Annotated in this window: 17 protein-coding genes; 6 read left to right on the top strand and 11 right to left on the bottom strand. The window is 64.0% G+C overall.

Annotated features, from left to right (window positions below):
• The first annotated feature begins 48 nt into the window (after nt 1–48).
• Both MRBLMI13_RS03000 and MRBLMI13_RS02995 read left to right on the top strand, forming a co-directional pair.
• On the top strand, nt 49–537 hold the full coding sequence (locus MRBLMI13_RS03000) for a MaoC/PaaZ C-terminal domain-containing protein (protein ID WP_367820573.1): 489 nt from the start codon (nt 49–51) through the stop codon (nt 535–537).
• Nucleotides 538–549: 12 nt separating this feature from the next.
• Nucleotides 550–1392, top strand: a complete 843-nt coding sequence (locus MRBLMI13_RS02995) for a polysaccharide deacetylase family protein (protein WP_367820575.1) — start codon at nt 550–552, stop codon at nt 1390–1392.
• 76 nt (nt 1393–1468) lie between these two features.
• Here MRBLMI13_RS02995 and MRBLMI13_RS02990 read toward each other — a convergent pair whose 3' ends face one another.
• Nucleotides 1469–2692: an NAD(P)/FAD-dependent oxidoreductase gene (locus tag MRBLMI13_RS02990; protein ID WP_367820577.1), complete on the bottom strand. Its 1224-nt coding sequence runs from the start codon at nt 2690–2692 to the stop codon at nt 1469–1471.
• A 259-nt stretch (nt 2693–2951) separates the two neighbouring features.
• Here MRBLMI13_RS02990 and MRBLMI13_RS02985 point away from each other — a divergent pair, with 259 nt between their 5' ends.
• Nucleotides 2952–3734 carry an SDR family NAD(P)-dependent oxidoreductase gene (locus tag MRBLMI13_RS02985; protein ID WP_367820579.1) on the top strand — a complete coding sequence of 261 codons (783 nt, stop codon included), beginning with the start codon at nt 2952–2954 and terminating at the stop codon, nt 3732–3734.
• Between the two features lie 77 nt (nt 3735–3811).
• On the opposite strand, the gene MRBLMI13_RS02980 is transcribed toward MRBLMI13_RS02985, so the two are convergent.
• The 3 genes from MRBLMI13_RS02980 to MRBLMI13_RS02970 form a co-directional block, all read right to left on the bottom strand.
• On the bottom strand, nt 3812–5065 hold the full coding sequence (locus MRBLMI13_RS02980) for a quaternary amine ABC transporter ATP-binding protein (RefSeq protein WP_367820581.1): 1254 nt from the start codon (nt 5063–5065) through the stop codon (nt 3812–3814).
• A 15-nt stretch (nt 5066–5080) separates the two neighbouring features.
• On the bottom strand, nt 5081–7027 hold the full coding sequence (locus MRBLMI13_RS02975; RefSeq protein ID WP_367820583.1) for an ABC transporter permease: 1947 nt from the start codon (nt 7025–7027) through the stop codon (nt 5081–5083).
• Nucleotides 7028–7160: 133 nt separating this feature from the next.
• On the bottom strand, nt 7161–8183 hold the full coding sequence (locus MRBLMI13_RS02970) for a glycine betaine ABC transporter substrate-binding protein (RefSeq protein ID WP_367820585.1): 1023 nt from the start codon (nt 8181–8183) through the stop codon (nt 7161–7163).
• Nucleotides 8184–8459: 276 nt separating this feature from the next.
• Here MRBLMI13_RS02970 and MRBLMI13_RS02965 point away from each other — a divergent pair, with 276 nt between their 5' ends.
• Entirely contained in the window at nt 8460–10775 is a 2316-nt protein-coding gene (locus MRBLMI13_RS02965; RefSeq protein WP_367820587.1) for a molybdopterin-dependent oxidoreductase, read from the top strand.
• Here the strand turns inward: MRBLMI13_RS02965 and MRBLMI13_RS02960 are convergent.
• Nucleotides 10765–11877: an alcohol dehydrogenase family protein gene (locus MRBLMI13_RS02960; RefSeq protein ID WP_367820589.1), complete on the bottom strand. Its 1113-nt coding sequence runs from the start codon at nt 11875–11877 to the stop codon at nt 10765–10767. The genes MRBLMI13_RS02965 and MRBLMI13_RS02960 overlap by 11 nt on opposite strands.
• Nucleotides 11878–11933: 56 nt before the next feature.
• Nucleotides 11934–13376 carry an aldehyde dehydrogenase family protein gene (locus MRBLMI13_RS02955; protein ID WP_367820591.1) on the bottom strand — a complete coding sequence of 481 codons (1443 nt, stop codon included), beginning with the start codon at nt 13374–13376 and terminating at the stop codon, nt 11934–11936.
• 340 nt (nt 13377–13716) lie between these two features.
• Between MRBLMI13_RS02955 and MRBLMI13_RS02950 the strand changes: the two genes are divergently transcribed.
• Nucleotides 13717–15399: a choline dehydrogenase gene (locus tag MRBLMI13_RS02950; RefSeq protein ID WP_367820593.1), complete on the top strand. Its 1683-nt coding sequence runs from the start codon at nt 13717–13719 to the stop codon at nt 15397–15399.
• Between the two features lie 55 nt (nt 15400–15454).
• Nucleotides 15455–15835: a RidA family protein gene (locus MRBLMI13_RS02945; RefSeq protein ID WP_367820595.1), complete on the top strand. Its 381-nt coding sequence runs from the start codon at nt 15455–15457 to the stop codon at nt 15833–15835.
• A 113-nt stretch (nt 15836–15948) separates the two neighbouring features.
• Here MRBLMI13_RS02945 and MRBLMI13_RS02940 read toward each other — a convergent pair whose 3' ends face one another.
• From MRBLMI13_RS02940 to MRBLMI13_RS02920, 5 genes are read right to left on the bottom strand one after another with little or no spacing between them, the layout of a single operon-like run.
• Nucleotides 15949–17664 carry a CocE/NonD family hydrolase gene (locus tag MRBLMI13_RS02940; protein WP_367820597.1) on the bottom strand — a complete coding sequence of 572 codons (1716 nt, stop codon included), beginning with the start codon at nt 17662–17664 and terminating at the stop codon, nt 15949–15951.
• Entirely contained in the window at nt 17661–18611 is a 951-nt protein-coding gene (locus tag MRBLMI13_RS02935; protein ID WP_367820599.1) for an alpha/beta hydrolase, read from the bottom strand. Before MRBLMI13_RS02935 ends, MRBLMI13_RS02940 begins: the two co-directional genes overlap by 4 nt.
• Before the next feature lie 40 nt (nt 18612–18651).
• Complete coding sequence (locus MRBLMI13_RS02930) at nt 18652–19911, bottom strand: ATP-binding cassette domain-containing protein (protein ID WP_367820600.1); 1260 nt, start codon at nt 19909–19911, stop codon at nt 18652–18654.
• A complete protein-coding gene (locus MRBLMI13_RS02925) occupies nt 19908–21866 on the bottom strand; it encodes a dipeptide/oligopeptide/nickel ABC transporter permease/ATP-binding protein (RefSeq protein ID WP_367820602.1) in 1959 nt (652 codons plus the stop codon). Before MRBLMI13_RS02925 ends, MRBLMI13_RS02930 begins: the two co-directional genes overlap by 4 nt.
• Nucleotides 21863–22804: an ABC transporter permease gene (locus MRBLMI13_RS02920; protein ID WP_367820604.1), complete on the bottom strand. Its 942-nt coding sequence runs from the start codon at nt 22802–22804 to the stop codon at nt 21863–21865. Before MRBLMI13_RS02920 ends, MRBLMI13_RS02925 begins: the two co-directional genes overlap by 4 nt.
• Nucleotides 22805–22813 lie beyond the last annotated feature (9 nt).

The following is a 22813-nucleotide window of genomic DNA, read 5'->3' as shown; positions in this document are numbered from 1 at the left end:
CTTGAGCATCCTAGGGATGCTTTTCGAAGACACACAAAGGAATGTGACATGACGTCAGTCGCTACGGCCAACCCGATGATCAGGTACTTCGACGACCTTGAGATCGGCACCAGCTGGAAGTCCGAGGGTCGAACCATCACGGAGTCCGACATCGTCACTTTCGCCACGTGGACCGGCGATATGCATCCTCTGCACACGAACGCCGAGTATGCCAAGCTCTCGCAGTTCGGCCAGCGCATCCTGCACGGGCCGGGAGCGCTCGCACTGGCCTTCGGGCTCGAGATGCGTCTGGGATGGAAGATGGGATCTGCGGTGGCCTTCCTGGGAATCAATCGCTGGAAGATGTCGGCGCCCATCTTCATCGGCGACACCGTCCATGTCCGCGAGGTGATCTCAGATCTGAGACCCTCCTCCTCGAACACCGATCGAGGGATCGCTCTCTCAGAGGTCGAGATCGTCAATCAGGACGGACACGTCTGTCAGCGCGGAGAGTGGGCCGTCATGCTCTTCAAGAACGCTGCAGTTGCGCTGGATTGAGCGGTAGACAACATGCCGATCCTCATGCCCGAAGGAAAAAGATTCGCCGTTGTCCTCAGCCCCGACTTCGACGCACAGAGCGTCTGGACGGGAACCTTCAGGTCGACGTCCCAAACCAATCTCTCGCGCGGGGAGTTCGGGGCGCTGGTCGGAGCACCACGGCTGCTCGAGACCTTCAAGAACGCCGGGATCACCACCACCTGGTGCGTCCCGACCCACACGATGCAGACCTTCCCGGATGCTGTGGCGGCGGTGGTGGAGGCCGGCCACGAGATCGCCGCGCACGGCGTCTATCACGAGTACGTTCCCAAGCTGGAGAAAGACGAGGAGCGGCGGCTCCTCGAGCTGCAGCTCGAGCTCCACTCCGCACTCATCGGCAGGACGCCGAGCGGCTACCGCTCCCCCGCTCTCGACATCACGATCAACACCATCTCGCTCCTGGAGGAGCTGGGGTTCCGGTGGGACTCGTCTCTAATGGGGCGTGACTTCGATCCATACCATCCGCGCATCGTCACCGAGCTGAATCGGGAGTCCGCGAACGTCTTCTCCGGGCCGTCGTCGATCGTCGAACTGCCGGTCTACTGGGCTCTCGACGATTTCCCGGAGCTCGAATCGTTCAACGGCAGTCCTCTCATGCAGAGCAACGATGCCGTGCTCGACCGCTGGATCAAGACGTTCACCTTCGGGCGCGAGCGTCACCCCGGTGGTGCGATGACGATCACTCTGCACCCCCAGACGATCGGGCGCGCTCACAATCTCCTGATGCTCGAGGCGTTCATTGAGCACGTGGCCGCGTATGACGACGTCTGGTTCCCGACCCTCACCGCGCTGGCGGATGCCTGGACGGCCGACTGATCCGCACGCTTCGCCGTCTAAAGGGGGCGCCGCCCGAGAAGATTCTCGAGCGGCGCCCCCTTTATCGTCTCGCGCGTTACCAGCGGATTACACCGTCGGGATTCGCGAGGGCCGGCCTGTCGAGCGCGAGCTCATCGATCGGAAGGCTCAAGGTCTCTTCCGAGATCAGCTCGGCGACCAGCTTGCCCGTGATGGGGCCTGCCAGGTTGCCGAAGACGTGCCCGGTGGCGATCACCAGCCCCGGCGCGGAATCCACCTCGTCGAGGATCGGCATCGCATCGGCAGTCGCCGGGATCAGGCCCGTCCATGCACGTTCGACCCCCAGGGACGCGTAGTTGGGGAAGGTCTGCAGAAGCGCGTCGATGGCCATCTTCAGTCCACTCAACGGCATCCTGTCATCCAGCTGGTCCGGATAGTCCATGGGGCAGCCGATGAACAGGTTCCCGTTCTCGGTCTTGGAGACGACTTCGAGGTGCTCGATTCCTTGGCTCGGGTCCTCATACGGCTCGGTGAAGTACTCATCCTTGTAGCTCGGGAGCTCTCGGTAGAAGGAGTACTGCTTGACGGCGAGAGGACCGTTCAGGATCTTGTCGAGGTGCTCCTCGACCTCTCCCAGCATGATTCCGCCGAGACGTTCGGTCTTGATCGGAACTTCGATCTCTTCTGCGCTGAGCATCGTGCTCCAAGCGCCTCCGCACCACACGACCCGGTCTGCGGGAATGTCTCCGTAAAGTGTGCGTACGCCCTTCACGACGCCTCCGGATCGCAGAAGACCGAGCGCCGGGTTGTTCTCCCGAATCCGCACACCCAGCCGGATGCACTCCTGAGCGAGCGCCCGCACGAACTTCGGGGTTCGGATCTGTCCATCCTCCGGTGAGAACGTGGCTCCGATGACGTTCGGCGGCAGTATCGGCGCCGCATCATGAGCCTGTTGAGCATCAAGCAGCTCCATCGCGACGCCCTGGCCCTGACGCATCTCGACGAACTCCTTGAAGACCTGTTTCTGATCGTCTGTGAAGAAGTAGGTCATCGCACCATTGGCGCGGTATTCGAAGCTGGGTCCGAGCAGGTCGGAGAAACCGTCATAGAGGGCCCGGCCCGCCCGCGAGAACTCGAGCTGGTAGCCGGCCGCCCGATTATGCATGTGGAGGAAACCCATGTTCCGGCCTGACGCACCGAACGCGATCTCGCGCGCTTCGACCACGACGACGCTATGCCCCTTGGATGCGAGGAAGTACGCGGTCGAGATACCCACGATCCCGCCGCCCACGACGACGACATCGGCCTTGTCCAGAATCATCTAGCGGCTCCGTTCATTCATGCTGGTCGCGCGTCGGTCCTTACCTTCGAGTATGAACCGCTGCCGACTCCCGCTCCATCGCAGACCTGCGTGGAGTCCTGCGTTCGGGATGCGGCGTGCGAACTAGACCTGACGCCTCCCCTTCCCCAAGTTTCGAGGACATCGGTGAAGCCCGCCTCGTAACTATTCATACGATCGCCATCACCGATATCAATTACCACGACGCCAGCGCGACGCGCATCGGCATACGCTGACGGCTATGACGAACAGGAATGCAGTTGTGACAGGGGCGGGCTCCGGTATCGGCCGAGGCATCGTCGAAGCCCTCCTCGCGGCGGACTACACCGTCTGGGCGACGGACCTCTCGGAGGAACGACTGCGTGAGACGGAGACCGATCTGCCCGATACCGCGCAGCTGCGGACGCAGGTCGTCGACGTCACCGACATCGCCGCGCTGGAGCGGCTCGCGGAGAACATCGTGGCCGAGGGCGGCAGTCTCGACGTCTGGGTGAACTCCGCGGGGATCTTCGACGGATACGCAGACGTCCTCGAGACGTCTCCGGAACTGTGGAGCAAGGTCCTCGCCATCAACCTCTCCGGCTCCTTCTACGGATCCCGCGTAGCGGCACAGCACATGACCGAGCAGAAGTCCGGCCGGATCATCACGGTCGGCTCCGTCGCGGGCCAGCGCGGTGCGGCAGACGGGATCTCCTACGCCGCATCCAAGGCCGGCATCGAAGGCATGACCAGACGGCTTGCCGTGGATGTCGGCCCGTCCGGCGTGACGGCGAATGTCGTCGCTCCGGGAGTGATCCGGACGAACCTGCGGGCCACCTCGGAAGAGATCCTGGGAGACCTCGTCTCCTCGCAGCAGCGCGGAATCGGCGTGTCCAGCCCCGAGCTGCTCGACTTCCTGATCCCCGCGAAGCGCTCCGGCCTGATCAGCGAAGTCGCCGCGGTCGTCGTCTTCCTCGCTTCCGAAGGAGCCGGGTACGTGAATGGACAGGTTCTCGCAGTCGACGGCGGATGGACCGCAACGTGACCTTCTCCCGCTAGAGCACAGGAGGTGAGGCCCGGATCTTTCGATCCGGGCCTCATCTCTGCGTTCGCTGTGGCTGATCAGCTGCCCGCAACGGTGGTGGCAAGAGCCTCGACAGCCCCGGCGTCATCGACCGTCCCCAAGATCTCACCCGACGCGGAGGCCACGATCACGGGGCGACCCGTCTCGGTGAGTTTCCGCATGACCAGATCCAGGAGGGTGTCGCCCTGAACTGTCGCGCTCGAGAGCTCGAGCGATCCGACGCTGCGCTCCGAGTTCTCGGGCGCAAGGAGGTCGAGCACGGTCACGACGAACGGCGCACGGGCGTCGGGACGCACGATGGCTGCAGCCGCACCCTGTTGCGCCAACGCCGAAAGCGCTGCGCCGCCGGAGAGGTCCGCCGAGATCTCAGGCATCCTGCGGGCGATGGTCTCAGCGCGAACGACCTTCGCTCGGGGAGCTTCGACGGCGAAACGTCGGACATAGTCATCCGCGGGCTTCAGGACGATCTCCTCCGGGGTGCCCACCTGCACGAGAACTCCGTCGCGCATGATGGCAATGCGATCTCCCACCTTCAGCGCCTCTGAGAGGTCGTGGGTGATGAACACAGAAGTCTGGCTGCCGGCTCGCGCGAGACGCATGAGTTCGTCCTGCAGGTCGGTGCGGATCAGGGGATCGAGTGCGCTGAACGGCTCGTCCAGGAGGAGGAGGCGCGGGTTCTGCACAAGCGCCCTGGCCAAACCCACGCGCTGGCGCATGCCACCGCTCAGCTCACTGGGGTACTTATTCTCGGCACCTGCGAGCCCCACGAGTTGAACCATCTGGTCGGCCCGCTCCTCGCGCTCACGGCGAGGAACGCCGGCCACCTCAAGACCGTAGGCGACGTTCTGAAGGACACGACGGTGAGGGAGAAGGCCGAAGTGCTGGAACACCATCGCCCAGTCCTCGCGACGTTGCTGGGAGAGATCCTTCCGCGAAAGACCGATCACATCCCGACCATCGATCTCCACCTGTCCCGCCGTGGGTTCGATCAGTCGCGAGATGCATCGGATCAGGGTGGACTTCCCGCTCCCCGACAACCCCATCACCACGAACGTCTCGCAGGGTTGGACCTCGAAGGACACGCCGCGGACCGCGGTCATGTGGTCCGGCACGTTCTCCGCGCCTGCCTGGTATTGCTCCAGCGCACGTGCGGGATGCGGTCCGTAGATCTTCCACAGGTCACGGACCTTGATGGTCGACCCCGGGACCGAGGGATCAGCGCCAGGAAGACGGATCTGTTCCGTCGGGATGCGGATGCGGCCGGTGAGCGGGAACCGAATTTGCTGCGACATTGTTCTTCCTCACTCCTACTTGCTGGGCGAATGCTGGGCTGACGCGGCGACTTTCGCAGCGCCGTTGAAGAGACGGTCGAGAACGACGCCGAGCAGGAACATCGCAAGGCCCGCCTCCATGCCGAGGCCGAGAAGCGCCCGGTTCACCGCTGTCAAGATGTTCGCCCCGAGACCCGGGGCTCCGATCATGGCGCTCACGACGGCCATGGCCAAGGCGAGCAGCAATGCTTGATTCAGACCGACCATGATGGTCTGGATCCCCATCGGGATCCGAACCTGACGAAGGATCTGCCCGGGGGTGGCGCCCGAGATCTGGGCCGCCTCGACGACCTCGCTGTCCACTTCGCGCAATCCTGCGTTCGTGAAGCGGATCATCGGCGGCACCGCCGCGATGAACGTGGCGAGCACCGCGGCGACTTCTCCGACTCCCAGCAGCATGACGGCCGGAATGACCAGCAGGTAGATCGGGAGGGTCTGCATGACGTCGAGGATCGGACGCAGAATCGCGGCTGCTCTGTCGTTGAGCGCCATGAGCACGCCGAGGGGGAATCCGACGAGGATCACCAGCGCCAGCGATACGGTAATGACCGACATCGTGAGCGCCGCGGAGTCCCACATGCCCAGGCAACCGATCAGGAAGACGCCCAGTCCGAGAACGAGGCCCTGCAGTCGCCCGACCGTGAGCACTCCCAGGATCGCCGTGATCGCGACGACCAGGATCCAGGGCGTTACGGCGAAGATGCTCCCGAGCAGATTGAGGCCGTACACCTGCACCACGCCGCTCGCGCCCTCGAGGAACGGCCCCCACACCGTCGTGATCCAGATCACCACTTGTTCGACCGGTTGGCGGAGGCGGATGACGGTTCCCCAGGGCGGTTCTGAGAAGTACTGCCACGGACCGCGGAACACCTGCGATGCGACAACCACGAGAAGGAAGATGGCCAGATAGATCTGAGCGCGTCCATATGGCGGAGCGAAGAATCGCAGTATCCGCTGCACGATGCCCGGGTCATCAGCAGTGGCTCGCGCAACGATCTTCGCGGGGCGTGCCGACGTCGCCCTGTCGACGATGATGGCGAACAGTACGAGCGCGATTCCCGCCTGGAGCGCGTCCCCGAGAGCGAGCCTGTTCAATCCGCTCCAGATCGGTGCGCCGAGCCCCGATGCGCCGACGAGGGCCGCCATGGTGGCCATGCTGATCCCGTACATGATCATCTGATTGCTGCCGGCTCGGATGCTCGGTGCGGCCATAGGCAGCTTGACGTCGAAGAGCATCCTGCGCCGCCCCGTTCCGAGCGAGATGGCCGACTCGACGGTATCCGGCGATACGTTCCTCAGCCCGACGCTCGTCATTCTCGCGAGCGGCGGCATCGCCCAGATGACCGTGACGACGAGAGCAGCCGCATTGCCGGTGCCGAAGAGGAAGACGACCGGGACCAGGTAGGCGAAGGCCGGGAAGGCCTGCATGGCATCCAGGACCACGCGCACCACCGCATTGCTGCGCGGACCGATAGACCCGACGAGCCCGACCGCAATTCCGAGGATGAACGCCACCGCCACCGCCACCGCCATGAACGCGATGGTCTGCATGGTGTAGTCCCAGAGCCCGGCGAGCACGACCCAGGCGAAGAGGACCCCAGCGAGGCAGGCCAGCCGAATGCCTCGGAAGTACGCGAGGCCCAGAACGATCGCAGCGCTGAGAATGACGGGCGAGATCGAGCTGAGGACGCTCAGGAGCGTTTCGAACATCTCCTGAAGGAAGTCGGCAAGGGGCTCATAGGCCCAGGGGGCTCCCTCTGCGAAGCTCGAGAATGCCTCCTCGAAGACCTGGCCGAACGGGATTCTGAACTGCACCGGAAACTCTTTGGGCCCCCACACCGTCAGGCCGACGGCGAGGAGTGCCAGCGCAGCTACGAGTGCGTACGTGAGGGAGCGGGTTTTGGTGTCGATGTGGTTCGCCAAGATGGCTTCCTCTCAAGGTCGGACATTCGAGCGAGCCGTGACTGCGCCGCTGAGGGAGAGAGCGTGAGGGGCGGACGAGGCCCGATCGTCACGTCCGCCCCGTTGCTTCACAGATGGAGATCTCGAATGCCCGTCACAGCCACCCGGTCCAGACCTCGCGGTTGTCCTCCATCCACGCTTGAGCGGCTTCCTTGGGGGTGAGACCGTCATCGATGACCAGCAACTGCATCTCCTGGAGCTGCTCGTTGTTGAGGTCGTAGTTCTGGAGAATCCCCCAGGCCGTGGGGTGGTCCTTCTCGACGATGGAAGACGCCACCTGGTAGATGGTGGTCTCCGGCCACTGGCACGCGTAAGTTTCACCCCAGCATTCCTCTGAATATTCAGGGAACTCGACGCGCGTCAGATCGTACTTCTGCGTGAGATAGTTCGGCCGCCACATGAGTCCCAACCAGGGCTTTCCCTGTTCGTAGGCACTGGTCAAAGAGGCGTAGAGCGCGGCCTCCGACCCGGCGAACACCATCTCGTAGTCGAGATCGAGGTTCTCGATGCGTTGCGGATCGCCGTATGCGAATGCCCAGGACTCCGCGCCGGACATGTACTGGCCCTTCTCGCCGGTCTTCGCTGTCGCGAAGACGCCGGTGCACTCATTGAGCGCTTCCCAATCGGGGAGTTGCGGGCACGCGGCCTCGATACCGCGCTCCTCGTCACCTTCGATGACGTAGGTGGGGACATACCACCCCTCTTCGCCGACGTAGTCCGTCGTCCCGATCTCTACGGCCGTGCCTTCTTCCTCGACGTATTTGTTCCAGAGATCCGGCGTCTGCCATCTCCAGAAGACCATCGAGACGATGGGCTCGCCCTTCGACATGGCGGCCATCGTCTCGGTGATGGCGCTCTGGAGGACCTCCGCGTCACCTCCCAGCTCATTGATGACCTCGGTCATCAGATTCGCCTGAATATCCTGCTCGAGATCACCCAGTGTCGCGAACTGAATAGTGCCCTCGGATTCGAGGGCGGCGGCGGTGTCTGCGTCCACCGCATCGGTGGCCGGCCCCTTTGCCTCCTGCGGAGTGCAACCAGCCAGAATGCTGGTTGCGATGAGTCCGGTCGCGAACGTTGCAAGCCATTTCGTGGTGGTCTTCGATCCTGTAGCCATTTCTTCTCCTACGATCGGTTCATCACTGATTCGGGTGTGCTGCCACTGCGCAGCGCGGCGGTTGCAGCTGAGATTTCGGGAGATACAGCTGCGCGAGCCTTGTCTGAACCGTAAAGAGCGTCACACTTGGCAACCATTGGTAATACTCCAGCGGAGAAAATGGGGTTGGTGAATCCCACAACGGTCGGCGCACCTCGCCCTGAGGCATAGTCGAATCAGCGGCGGGCGCTTGCGCGCCCGCCAGCTCTCACGCGACGACGACGGGACCTGCGACGGATGCGATATCGGCACCTCACCCACTTCGGAGTATTGGAAGCGGAATCCGACGGGAAGTCGCTGTCCACGCGCGCATGGAGCAAGGACCCCGACCCGCGCCGGATCATCGACAACGTCGCGACCAGCCAGCATCATCCGACCCGCGTGCTGCGGCCTGCGGTGCGTCAAGGCTGGCTGCAACGCGGCCCGGGCGGCACCGGTCGCGGGGACGAGCCTTTCGTCGAGGTGAGCTGGGACGAAGCCCTCGCTCTGGTAGCCGGCGAATTGAATCGCGTGTACTCCGATATCGGATCCTCCGCCGTCTACGGAGGATCGTACGGGTGGTCGAGCGCTGGGCGCTTCCACCACGGTCAAAGCCAAGTACACAGGTTCCTGAACTGTCTGGGCGGGTACGTCTCGGCGGTCGGCGACTACAGCTACGGCACGTCCGGCGCGATCCTTCCGCACGTCATCGGAACGTCCCCCGCCGACGTCATGATGAGCGGGACGACGTGGGAGGTCATCGCGGAGCACACGGAGCTCTTCATCTCGTTCGGAGGCTTGTCGGAGAAGAATTCCGCAGTGGGCCCCGGTGGGATCGGGCGCCATACGACGCGAAAGGGAATCGTCGACGCTCGTGCACGCGGCTGCCACTTCGTCGACATCACTCCGATCCGCGATGATGCGTTCAACGAGGCATCAAGTGAATGGATCGCTCCCCGACCGGGCTCCGACACCGCCCTGATGCTCGCCCTCGCCTATGTTCTCGATGCCGAGAACGCCGTCGACCTCGAGTTCATCCACCGATACACGGTCGGCTATGAGCGATTTCTCCCATACCTGCGCGGCAGCGTGGACGGCATTGCGAAGAGTCCCGAGTGGGCCGAGGGGCTCACCGGCATCGATGCTGCAACTATCCTCGGACTCGCCAGACGGATGGCGAGGAGCCGTACCATGATCAACCTCTCCTGGTCGATGCAACGTCAGGACCACGGCGAGCAGCCGATCTGGATGGGGGTCACGCTCGCGGCGATGCTCGGCCAGATCGGCCTCCCCGGAGGCGGCTTCCAGCACGGCTATGGCTCATCAGCGGATGTGGGACTCGCTCGACGCGTGTCGAGTCCTCCGTCGTTCCCGCAGGGGCGGAACCCGGAGCCGCGATACATCCCCGTCGCCAGGATCTCCGACATGCTGCTCGAGCCGGGCACGACCATTCCGTTCAACGGCCGCGAGGTCACATTCCCCGACATCGATCTCATCTACTGGGTCGGCGGGAACCCCTTCCATCATCACCAGGACCTGGCGAAGTTCCGTCGCGCGTTCCAGAAACCCTCGACGGTGATCGTCCATGAGACGCATTGGACGAGCACAGCCAGGCACGCGGACATCGTTCTGCCGGCCACCATGTCGATCGAGCGCGACGATTACGGAGCAGGGAGGAACGATCCGCAGTTCTTTCCGATGCCGGCACTGACGGTTCCTGCCGGGCAGGCGAAGGACGACTACGCGATCTTCGCCGAGCTCGAGATGCGACTCGACATGCGGACGCCCTTCTCCGAGGGGAGAACCTCGCAGGAATGGCTGAGCCACCTCTACGAGGAATGGCAGCAGCGCCTCTCGTCCCGCGGTGTGCAACTGCCGGAGTTCGATGCTTTCTGGGCGAGTGAACACATCGACATCCCGCTGATCGACGAACGACAGGTTCTTCTCTCGGCGTTCAGGGACGACCCCGTCGCCCACCCGTTGCGAACGCCCTCCGGCCTGATCGAGATCTTCTCTGAGACCGTGGACTCCTTCGGCTACGACGACTGCCCAGGCCACCCTGTGTGGCTCGAGCCGCGGGAGTGGCTCGGCACTGCCGACGCGGTACATCCCCTCCATCTGATCTCGAACCAGCCGAAGACGAGGCTCCACAGTCAACTGGATGTCGGCAGCACGAGCCAATCGAGCAAGATCCATGGCCGAGAGCCCGTTCGAATGAATCCATCGGATGCGCGGCAGCGTGGACTTCAGGACGGCGACGTGGTCCGGCTCTTCAATGCCCGAGGCTCCTGCCTCGCCGGCCTGAAGGTCTCCGACGCTCTGCGCGAGGGCATCGTCCAGTTGTCTACAGGTGCCTGGTACGACCCCGATCCCGCCGACCCATCGTTCTGCCGGCACGGGAATCCGAACGTTCTGAGTGCCGACCTCCCCGCATCACGACTCTCTCAGGGGACCACCGCTCAGCACGCCCTGATCGAGGTGGAGAAATGGAGCGCGCCCGTCCCCGAGCTCACCGTCGACAAGGCGCCGAGGTTCGTCGCCGACGGGCGCGCATCCGGAGATCTCAGCCCTTGAGCGCCCCTTCGGCGAGCCGATCCGGGACCGCGACGATCTTGCCGATGTGCGATCGGGTGAGCATGCTCTCCTGAGCGGCACGGAGTTGGGACAGTGGATAGACGGACTCCACCAACGGCTTGATCTCTCCGGATTCGATCAGGCCGATCAGCCGTATGAAGGTCTCCGCGCTCGGGTTCGTGATCCCGTGCATCTCCAGGTCTTTGTAAACCAGCTCACGCAGGTCGATTCGGCTGATCGGTCCACCGATCGCACCAGCAGAGGCGTACCGTCCACCGCGCCGAAGCATGAGCAGCAGGCTCTCGAACATGCTTCCCCCCACCACGTCGATGACGACGTCCGCGCCTCGCATCCCGACGAGGTCTGCGACCACAGCGACGAGATCATACGCCTGTCGATCCACGAAGCCGTCGATTCCCAGAGCACGCAGTCGTGATTCCTTCGGCGCGCTCGCGATGGCGATCACGCGCGCTCCTCGCGCACGCGCCAGCTGGATCGTCGCCGTGCCGACGCCGCCAGCGGCGCCCGTCACGACAACCGTCTCGCCGGCATCCAGCTGGGTGCGCGCGAGCATCTCCTCGGCCGTGTCGTACGAGCAGGGGAACGTCGCGAGCTCGATGTCGCTCAGGTTGCTGCGCACCGCGTGAGCATTCTCCGAGGGGACCGACACGTACTCGGCGAAGCCACCATCCCGGTCACCACCGAGGTACTCGGTGATCTGCGCCCGACGCGGCAGGCTCGCGTCGCGAACGGAGGGATCGACGAGCACTCGGGTCCCGATCCGTGCGGACGAGACCCCCTCGCCGACGGCGACGATCTGGCCTGCGACCGACGCTCCCTGGATCCGGGGGAACGACATGGCTGTGCTGTTCCATGTCGCGCCCGCGTCGTCTTTCCTGCCCGACCGTCCCAGCTCTTCGGAGACCGACTCCTCGACCACCCGGTCATACCACCCGGTTCGTGTGTTGATCTCGGTGTTGTTGAGCGCGCACGCTCGAACTTCGACCAGCACCTCACCGACGGACGCGCTCGGTGTGGCAACGTCAGTTCGGTACACCAGACGGTCAAGCCCTCCGTGACCGGTCAGCTGGACTGCGGACATCGCAGAGGGTACGTGCGAATACGTGGTCATTGTATCTCTCCGTCGTTCGATGGGGCTTAGACCGAGGGCTTGACCATCACGTGCTTCAGCTGCGAGTACTCGTCCAGCCCGTGCAACGAGAGCTCGCGGCCGTAACCGGACTCGCCGTAACCCCCGAAGGGCATCTCGGACACGTTCGGGGTGTGCTGGTTGACCCAGACGGTGCCGAAGTGCAGCTCGCGACTGAACCGCAGCGTTCGAGCGAGATTCGTGGTCCACACGCTTGCGGAGAGTCCGAAGTTCACGTCATTCGCGAGTTGCAGCATCTCGTCGTCGCTGCCGGCGGACTGAATCGTCACGACGGGTCCGAAGACCTCGCTCTGGATGATCTCGTCACTCTGGGCGGCGTCGGTGATCACGGTCGGCTCGATGAACCAGCCGGCCCGATCGGCGCGCTTCCCTCCCAGCTTGACCGTATTGCCCGCCGCGCGGGCGCGCTCGATGAACCCGAGCACGGATACCATCTGCTTCTCGGAGATCACCGGTCCCAGCGTCGTGGCCGAGTCTGCAGGATCCCCGAGCACCAGCTTGCTGACTTCCTCGGAGTAGGCCTCCACGAACTCCTCGTAGACGGCTTCTTCGACGATGATCCGACAGGCGGCGGTGCAGTCCTGACCAGCGCCCGAATAGCCGCCCATCACGAGATCCCGCGCCGTCTCACGGATCGGGCTGTCCGCGAAGACCAGGACGGGCGCCTTCCCTCCGAGTTCGAGTCCGACCTTCTTCACCGTCTTGGCTGCGACCGAGGCCACGAACTTTCCGGTCGAGGTCGCCCCGGTGAAGGCGATCTTTCGAATGCCGGGGTGCTCGGCCATCGCGGTCCCCGCGGCTCCGCTCCCGAGGATCAGGTTGACGACGCCCTCGGGAAGGAAGCGGTTTGCGATCTCGACCAGCTTGATCGTGCTCAACGGCGTGACGGTAGCAGGCTTGAGCAGGAGGGTGTTTCCCGCGGCGAGCGCCGGCGCGATCTTCCAGGCCCCCATCAGGAGTGGATAGTTCCACGGGGTGATCAGTCCGACGACTCCGAGCGGCTCACGGCGAACCCAGGAGGTGCTCTCTCCGTCGTACTCATCTACTCCCGGCACCGTGGAGATCCGAGCCGCCCCCGCGAAGAACCGGAGGACATCGACGACCGTCGGCACGACGAAGTCACGCACATCGGCGATGGGAAGCCCGACGTTGAGGCTCTCGATCGCTGCGAACTCCTCGGTCTCGCGCTCCACGGCATCGGCGATCTTCAGCAGCACGGCAGCGCGCTCGGCGGGGGTGGTGTGTCCCCACGACGCGAAGGCGACCGTGGCGCGAGCGACCGCAGCGTCCACCTCATCGGCTCCGGCGACCGGGAACCGTGCGATGATCTCTCCGGATGCGGGGTTGACCACTTCGGAAGCGGTCTGGTCTTCCTCGACGCCGGAATAGGGCTCCGTAAAGGTGAGCAGGGTCTCGATGGTCTGGGTCATCACAATCTCCTCGTCGTGTACGAATCCGGTCGCACTGGAGTGGACCGTGCCTCGTCGGGTCATCCGCTCGCAGCGGGTGATGCCGCTCCGACATCGACCTTCTTCATTGTCCACAGATGTCGACGACGCCGGCGTTGGAGAAATTCCGAACCCCGCGAAGAATATGAGATGCGACACGACGACCTCTGACCATCGGACCATCACTCACGACGAATCGCCCTATTCGTAAAGATCCCAAGACCACTCGAGGCCCGGGACGAGCAGTGTGAGTGCAGATCTCCGATTCTCGAGCGTCGTGCCGCAGCTACGCCACCCCGAGGACGGACGAGAGGAGAAGGCAATGAAGGTGGATACCTACGACTACATCATCGTTGGAGGAGGGTCCGCCGGCTGTGTGCTCGCCAACCGGCTCAGTGAGGACCCAGCCAACAAGGTCCTCGTCCTCGAAGCAGGGCACAGGTACTCCTGGTTCGATGTGCCGATCAGAGTACCCGCGGCGTTCCTGTTCCTCATGGGCCACCCTCTGTACGACTGGCGCACGAAATCGGAGCCTGAGCCTGGACTCCACGGCCGTCGCATCGACCACTATCACGGCAAGGTCATGGGTGGAAGCAGCTCGATCAACGGGATGTTCTACCAGCGCGCCAACCCTCTCGTCTACGACCGGTGGGCAAGCGAGACCGGCGCCACGGAATGGGACTATGCGCACGTGCTCCCCTATTTCAAGCGGATCGAGGCCTTCCACGGGTCTGACCCGAGCGGCTCATACCGCGGGAGAACGGGGCCGATCCCCGTGCACCAGCATCACCATGACGGGAAGCGCAACCCGCTCTTCGATGCGCTCTTCGACGCCGCTCGGCAGTCCGGCTACGAAGTCGTCGACAATGTGAACGGGTACAGACAGGAGGGATTCGCCTCGTTCGACTCGAACATCGAGGACGGCGAGCGCCACAATGCCGCCCGATCCTACTTCGCCCCGGTGAAGCACCGAAAGAATCTGACGGTGATCAGCGGCGCTCAGGTCACGCGCATCGTCTTCGAGAACCAGCGCGCGGTCGGCGTGGAGTTCGTCCGACGGGGCCGATCCCGTGCGCGACAGATCGTCCGCGGCGCGGAGACCATCCTCAGTGGCGGTGCGTACAACTCCCCTCAACTGCTCCAGCTCTCGGGAGTGGGCCGGGCGGCGGACCTGCAGCGACTCGGAATCGACGTCGTCGCCGATCTTCCCGGCGTCGGCGAGAATCTCCAGGATCACCTGGAGGCGTTCATCATGTTCGACTGCAAGCGTCCGGTCTCGAACCAGAGCGTGGTCAAGAAGTGGACGTACCCGCTGACGGGCCTGCGCTGGTTGTTCGGGAAGAAGGGGCCCGCCGCGTCCAACCACTTCGAGGGCGGCGGATTCGTGCGTTCCTTCGACGACGCCCCTATCCCGAACCTGATGCTCACGATGCTCACGCTCGGCGTGCGCAACGACGGAACACCGGCTCCGACGCCGCACGCTTACCAGATCAATCTCGGCCCGCAGCAGCCTGAGTCCAAAGGTCGCATTACCCTGCGCAGCGCCGACCCACTCGAACAACCGGTCGCGGAGTTCAACTATCTGAGCACTGAGCGAGACCGTCGCGAGTGGATCGACGGTGTGCGCGTGACGCGAGAGCTCATGAACCAACCGGCCTTCGCATCGTTCAACGGCGGCGAACTGTCGCCGGGTCCCGGGGTCGAGACGGACGAAGAGATCCTGGACTGGGTGGCACAGGACGCAGAGACCACCTACCACCCGTGTGGAACCTGCAAAATGGGCTCCGACGAGCTGTCGGTCGTCGATCCCCGCACGTTCCGCGTGCACGGCGTCGAGGGTCTGCGTGTGGTGGATGCCTCGGTGATCCCCTCCATTCCGAACGCCAATCTCTACGCTCCGGTCATGATGATCGCGGAGAAAGCGGCGGACAGCATTCTCGGCCGAACCCCGCCGGCACCCGAGCACATCGACTTCTACCGCCACGTCGAAGCCGGCTCTCGCTGAGTTCGGCGAGACCTTCACCGACAGCCCTCACGCCGAAACAGCACTCTGGAGCATCATGAATCGCAAGAACATCAACGCATCACCGCCGCGGGAGTCGCAGCTCTACTCCGATGCGGTCACCGCCAACGGGGTCGTCTACACCACGGGGCAGATGCCAGTGGACGATGAGTGGAATCTCTTGTCCGACGACTTCGAGGTCCAGGCCCGATTCGTCTTCGAGCGGCTACGGCGCGTGCTGGATGCCGCCGGTTCGTCGCCTGGTCACATCCTGCGGCTAACCATCTTCCTGACGGACATCGACGACGTCGCGTCGCTGTCCGACCTGCGCCGCGAGTTCCTCGGGGACAATCGACCCGCCAGCGTGATCGTGCAGGTTCCCCGGTTCGGGACGCCAGGGATGCGCATCGAGGCGGAAGCGGTGGCGCTAGTCCGGTAGCGGATTCCGCGCGCGGACTGGACCCGGCTACGAGAGCGGCCGCCGAGTACTTCGGCGGCCGCTCTCACGTGTGCTCGTCCCGGCAAGCTTCGCTGCTCGGGACGAGCCGGGGGTCAAGATTCGGGAACAACGGGCAACGTGATGAAGGATGCGCGATCAACGTCGTGGAATAGCGTCTGACGCGCCGACACGAAGTCTCCGCCGTCCTGATTGCCGGTGTTCAGATTGCGGTCCCAGCGTGGGAAGCAGCTGTTGGCGATCTGGACTCTGATCCTATGCCCGGCGAGAAACACGTTGCTCGTCGACCACAGATCGATCTCGATCTTCTGGACCTCATCCGCGCCACGCTCGACGCGCAGGATACCGTCCGTCAGATTCAGCGATCGCCCGTGGTTGTCCACATCGCACAGACGCGCGATCCAGTCGGTCGACGGGGCCGAGCTCTGCACGTGCAACGTCACCCGGATGGGCCCGGTGACCTCGAGATCCTGTTCGAGCACGTCCGAGGTGAAGACGAGCACGTCGGGTCGCGCCTCGACCGTCGCCTGATCCTGAGGCCCCCGTCCGGGTCCGACCCCGATCGGCCCCCCGCGAGTGGGCACCGGATCAGCCGGGTCGTAGATCACCGTGCTCGCGGCATCCTCGACGAACGGTGCCGATGTGCTCAGCGTGCCGTCCGCTTGCAGGTTCCAGCGCTCGGCTCGGGCGCGCGCGAGCGGCCAGGCCTCCTCGTCGCGCCACACATTGCGTCCCATCACGAAGATTCTGACCGGCGAGCCCTGCTCCGGTGCCTCGTCGGAGGTGAGGTGACGATGAAGGAATGCCAACACCTCGTCACTCCAGCTCCCGTGCGGGTGGACGCCCGCGTCTCGCGAAGACATGATGCCGAAGTCCTGCACTCCGATCCGGCTTCCGAAATCCACGTGCGTCCACGGTCCGATGATCAGACGGGACTCGCGTCCGTGTTCGCGCATCGCCACGAAGGCGTCGATGGTTCCTTGCACGCAGCTGTCGTACCAGCCGCCCGTGTTGAGGCTCGGAACCTGCACACGGGAATGACGCCCGGCGATGCGCATGTGCTGTGTCGCCTCGATGTCAGTGGCAGATCGGGGGTCGACGAACATCGGCGCGCGGTGTCGCCGAAGCACCGGCAGATCCGCGGCGGGCAGCGGCCAGAAGCCGTGCTCCTCGATCGAGTCGAGATCGTCGATCAGCGCCCGCATGCGAGAGGAAAGCTCGCCCTCAGCCAACCCTTGACGACTCAACCAGTCGAATCCGGCGGACAACGACCAGGACGCGATCACGGTGATCTGAGTCGCACCGCCACGCGCAACGAGGGCCTCGCGCGGCTCGGACCACGTCATCAGCGGTGTGATCGCCTTCAATGCCGGGGGCTGCTCGATCGCGGCCCGCCACTGCGTATGACCGCAATAGCTTCCGCCCAACATGCCCACGCTCCCGGTAGAACGCGGCAGGCCGGCAGCCCAGGTGATGGTATCCGCACCATCGAGACTCTCGTGCTGCAGCGGCGCCCAGTCGCCCTCGGAGGCGTATCGGCCGCGGACGTCTTGGATCACCATGATGAATCCCCTGCGGGCGACCTCCGTGGGCGAGAAGCCATTCCAGAGATTGTCTGCAGCGCCGCTCTTGTTGTAGGGGGTGCGCACCACCAGAGTCGGCCACGGACCTCCCGAAGCGGGGCTGTAGACGTCTGCCCGGAGAATGACTCCATCGCGCATCGGCACAGGCACATCGAAGTCCACGATGACTGACGCCGACGCCTCCGCGGGGCGATCGGCCACGATCTTGGCATCGGCATGCGTGCTCATCGCTCGACCACCTGGTCACGAAAGATCCAGCGGAGCGTCTGGGGAAGCACGGCACCGGCATGCGCGAGCGTGTGCCCCCCGGTGCCGAACACGTACATCGAGTCGTACATGCGATATTTCAGAGCGGCATCAAGGTCCTGGTTGGCGATCGGGATGTTGCCGAAGATGATGTCGACGTCGCGGCTGCCTGATTGATGCCAGACACGGATGGGCTTGCGTGGCGTCTGACGGACCATGCCGGGCAGGTTGTTCGCGCCGAGGATGCTGATGAAGCTCCCGCAATGCGAGATCACGTTCCCGAACTGGTCAGGTCGATGGAACGCGGCGGTGAAGGCGCCGGCACCACCGGAGCTGAACCCGCAGATCACACGCCCCTTCGGATCGGAGGTGAGTGCGACCTTGCTGCGCACGACCGGCAGTAGCTCCTCGACCAGGTAGCGGGCGAAGCTGTCGTTCACCGTGTCGTACTCCACACCTCGGTTCGTGTTTCCCCCGTAGATCGGGTACCCGGGCCCCGTCTCTCCGGGGTTGTGGAACAGACCCACGGTCATTGGGATCTCTCCGCTGTGGACCAGGTTGTCTAAGACGGTAGTGGCGCGGACCTTCTCGGCCACGTAGTCGAGTCCGTCGAGGAAGACCACCAGGTTGACCGAATCTGCTTCCTCAGCGCCGTGCGGCAGGTAGAGGTAGACGCTGCTGGTGACCCCCGGATACACGGTGTGGCTTGTCCACCGGACATGGAAGTACTTACCTGCCGGGACGCCGTCGCGAGGAAGGGACTCCGACGTCAGGTGGTACTCCGACCCTGTGTCGTTCTCCGACAACTCGTACATGGCAAGGTCTTCGCGAGGCGTGGTATTCGCCAGATCTTCGTCGTTGGTGATCATTCCCCAGTGATCGAGTTCGACCAACTCGAGCTCGACCGTGTCTTTTGTCGCATCTGTCATGGCGCGGCGCTCTTCCCTCTCGTCTTTGTCTGGATAGCTGTTAGACCGTCCGTGCAGCGGGTCCGTCTCCGCCGCTCGGGGAGGTCTCGCTGTCCGGTGGTCCGTCGAGCGAACTCACGACTGCGAGCGCGAGTGCCCTGTCACGGGTATCGATCGCAGCCGCCAGTTCGCGGAGTCGACCGATGAAAGGACCGGACGACAGGCCAGCGCACCTCGCTGCCCGTGCTTCCTGCACACGGGTCAGCACCGAGGCAGGCGTCATGGACTGCGAAGTACGAGGAGCGAGTTCGAGGATGCTCGCTCGCAGCTCGATCAGACTGCCGACGTCGTCGACGCCGTCAGCACGAATTGACAATTCTCGTGTGAGGACAGTCGCCTGCGGTACCGGTTGCGCCAGCGCCTCGGTCACCGCTTGACGCTCCATGGCACGAAGAACTTCGTCAGCAACCGTCATGCGGTCTGCCCTCGTGTCGGTGATCAGGCGGTTCGCGGCCCTGCGGGTGACGCGACGATCCCGTTGCAGCTCGGCATCGGCACTCAGAGATGCCGAGATGAGGCGACGGGTGTAGGGCTGAGTGGGTTGCTCCGTCACGGCACCGGCTTCTCCGTCCTCGATGAGACGACCGTGTTCCAGGACGGCGATACGCGTACTCATATGCCGCACGACCGACAGGTCGTGTGTGATGAACAGGTACGCCACTCCACGCTCTCGCTGCAGCTCCAGCAGCAGATTGAGAATCTGGGCCTGGACGGAGAGATCCAGCGCAGACACCGATTCATCGCACACCACGAGCCTCGGTTCCGGAAGCAGTGCGCGTGCGATCGAGATTCGCTGTCTCTGCCCCCCGGAGAACTGCGCGGGGAACTTCGTCATCGCAGACTCATCGAGCCCGACGCGCTCCAGCATCGCGATGATGCGCGCGCGCTGCTCGGCGCGCGGCATCCTCGGCAGATTGGTGAGCGTCTCGCCGACGCTCTGCTCGATCGTTCTGTGCGGGTTGAACGAGGTGTAGGGATCCTGGAAGACCGCTTGGATCTGTGTGCTGAGAGCGCGACGCTCCGAGCGTGAGGCTCCGCTGATATCGCGACCGTCGAAGGCGATGGTTCCTTTTTCTGCCTTCACGAGTCCGAGAACGCAGTTTCCGAGAGTCGACTTCCCCGAACCGGACTCACCGACCAGGCCGAGTGTCTCACCTTCCTTCAGGGTGACGCTGACGTCATCAAGCGCGACCTTGTCTTTTCGTCGTCCCCTCCCCTTGTACAGGACCGACAGATCGCGGACTTCCAGCAAGGAACTCATACCGTCACCAATCCGTCGACATGCGAGCGGATGCACCGTGCACGGGCACCGTCATCGAGCACCACAAGCGGTATGGGCTCGGTACGACACGCATCAACGGCGAGGTCGCACCGACTCGCGAATCGGCACCCCTCAGGCCAAGACCCCGGCGGCGGCACGCTGCCCGGGATGACCGGGAGCAACTCGCGGGGAGCGACTCCGACGGATGACGACCGAAGCAGAGCACGGGTGTACGGGTGCGCAGGTCGGGAGATGATCGAGTGCACGTCCGCACTTTCCATGATCTGCCCGGCGTACATCACAAGAGCTCGATCGCAGGCCTCCGCCACGACACCCCAGTCGTGAGTCACCAGGATGAGCGCCATCCCGGTCTGTTCCCGCAGGTCTCGGAGCAGATCCAGGATCTCACCCTGCACAGACACGTCGAGCGCCGTGGTCGGCTCGTCTGCGATCAAGAGCTCCGGTTCGCCGGCGAGTGCTCGCGCGATCGCAATGCGCTGCGCCATGCCTCCTGAGAGCTCATGCGGATACTTCTTGGCCACGGTCTCCGGATCGGGAAGGCGGACCTGAGCCATGAGATCGAGGACGACCCGTCGCGCCGCCCGCTTGCTGACACGACGGTGCAGCCGAACTGCCTCCTCCAGCTGATGCCCGACCGTGAACGCGGGATCAAGACTCGAGATCGGCTCCTGGGAGATGAATGCGATGCCGCTCCCTCGATAGGCGTTCATCTGTCGCTCCGTCAAGGTGCTCAGTTCCACACCTTTGAACGACACCGAGGCGCACTCCACATATCCCCCCATCGGAAGAACCCGGAGTACGCCCGAGATGGTCATCGACTTGCCGCATCCGGACTCACCGACGATGGCGACAGCCTCGCCGGCGCCGACTTCGAAGCTCACCGCCTCGACGATCGTCACGCTCTCCTCACCGCGCGGCAGGCTGACCGTCATGTTATCCACGCGCAGGACCGCGTTTTGGACGACCGGTGCGTCACTGGCGGGCATCGATACGACAATCCTGGAAACTCGAGCAGCGAGAGCTCGCCAGCTGAATGCCTTGGTCGAGCCACTGGACCTTCCCATATAGGCATCGCGGATACCGTTGCCCAGCAGCGTCAGACTCAAGGTGACGACGGTGATGATCCCGCCCGTCGGAAAGAGCATCCACGCGTCGATCGGCATCGCCTGCTGGGCATCCGTCACGAGGTTCCCCCAACTCGGAGTCGGCGGCGCCACCCCGAGCCCGAGGTAGCCGATCCCCGCTTCGACGAGACACGCGACCGCGGCCACAATGCTGATCTGCGTCAGCGCCGGCCCTGTCACGCCCGACAGGACGTGGCGGCGCATGATCTGAGGGCTCGTCAGCCCCGCCACCCGGGCACCGGCGACATACAGCTCCTCACGGACCGCGATGGTCGCCGAATAGACGACTCTCGCAAGCGTGGGCGACATGATCACACCGAGTGTGATCATCGCCGCGGTCTCGTTGTTCCCGTAGATGCCGAGGATCACCAGCAGCATCACCAGTCCTGGCACTGCGAGAAGGAGATCGCACAGTCGCATGGCCACGGACTCCACCCAGCCACCGAGCGTTCCGGCGGCGATTCCGAGAGGAAGCCCGATCACTGTGCACACCGCCACTGCCTGAACGATTCCGAGCAGCGTCACCTGCCCGCCGTAGAGGATCCTGGACAGGATGTCACGGCCGAGCTGGTCGGTGCCGAGAAGATGGGCGGCAGACGGCCCACCGAGGGTGTTCTGCAGATCCTGTTCCAACGGGCCGTAGGGAGCGACCCACGGCGCAAGTACGCAAGCGGCCACGACAAGCAACAGGGCCGCAGCACAGACGACGACTATCGGCTCGCGGACGAGCCGATAAAGGAATCCCGCGCTACGCACCGCTGCCCGCCGAGACACATCCCGCGCAGCCGGTCCATCTACGAGTGCAGTCATCGGGCCCTCACTTTCGCATTCAGGTATCCAGTGGCGATATCGGTCACAAGGAAGACGACGACGACCATCGCCGTGTAGAAGACTGCCAATCCCTGAATCACCGGGAGATCATGTTGGGTGGTTGCGCTCACCATCAGCGTGCCGAGGCCGGGCATACCGAATATCTGCTCCATCAGAATGGTTCCGCCGAGCAGGCTGACGAAGACCAGGCTGACCATCGTCAGCACTGGCCCCGCTGCGTTCTTGCCGACGTGTTTGAAAACGATCCGCTTCCACGGGTACCCGTTCGACCGGAGGCTTCGGACGTAGTCGCTGCGCATCGCTGACATCATCTCCGCTCTTGTCACGACCACGACCAGGGCCGTCTCTCCGACGCCGAGAACAAGCACCGGGAGGATCAGAGATTGAAGCCAGCCTGACGGAGAATCGGCGAACGGAACGTATCCGGAGACGGGAACCCACGCCAGAGTCACACCGAACAGGAGCACCGCGATCAGGGCGAGCCAGAAGCTGGGGAGGCCTCGTCCCAGGATGGCGAGCACCTCGGCCAGCCGCCCTCCGACTCCCCCACGAATCGCCGCGACCGCTCCGAAGGTCACGCCGAGCACGATGACCAACAGCAGCGCGCCGACGGAGAGCGAGAGCGTGACCGGAATTCGAGAGGAGATCGTCGCTGACACCGGGAGTCCCGAGATCACGGATGTGCCGAGATCACCGGTGACCGCACTGCGAAGCCAATCCGCGTACTGCACGAGGACCGGCCGATCGGCGCCGAGCTTCTCGTTGAGCTCAGCGATCGACTCGGGAGAAGCTGTCGGACCGAGAATCGCCTGTCCGACGCTGCCACCGGCGAGAGAGCTCAACACGAACACGACGAGCGAGATCACTCCCATCAGTGGAACGGCCATAATCAATCGCCGTACGACGACCCCTAGCATGAGCTCTCC

Origin of the sequence: Microbacterium sp. LMI13-1-1.1 (assembly GCF_040815625.1) — a bacterium.
GTDB lineage: Bacteria > Actinomycetota > Actinomycetes > Actinomycetales > Microbacteriaceae > Microbacterium > Microbacterium forte.
The sequence above is the reverse complement of the archived record's forward strand: the minus strand, read 5'-3'. Positions and strand labels throughout refer to the sequence as shown.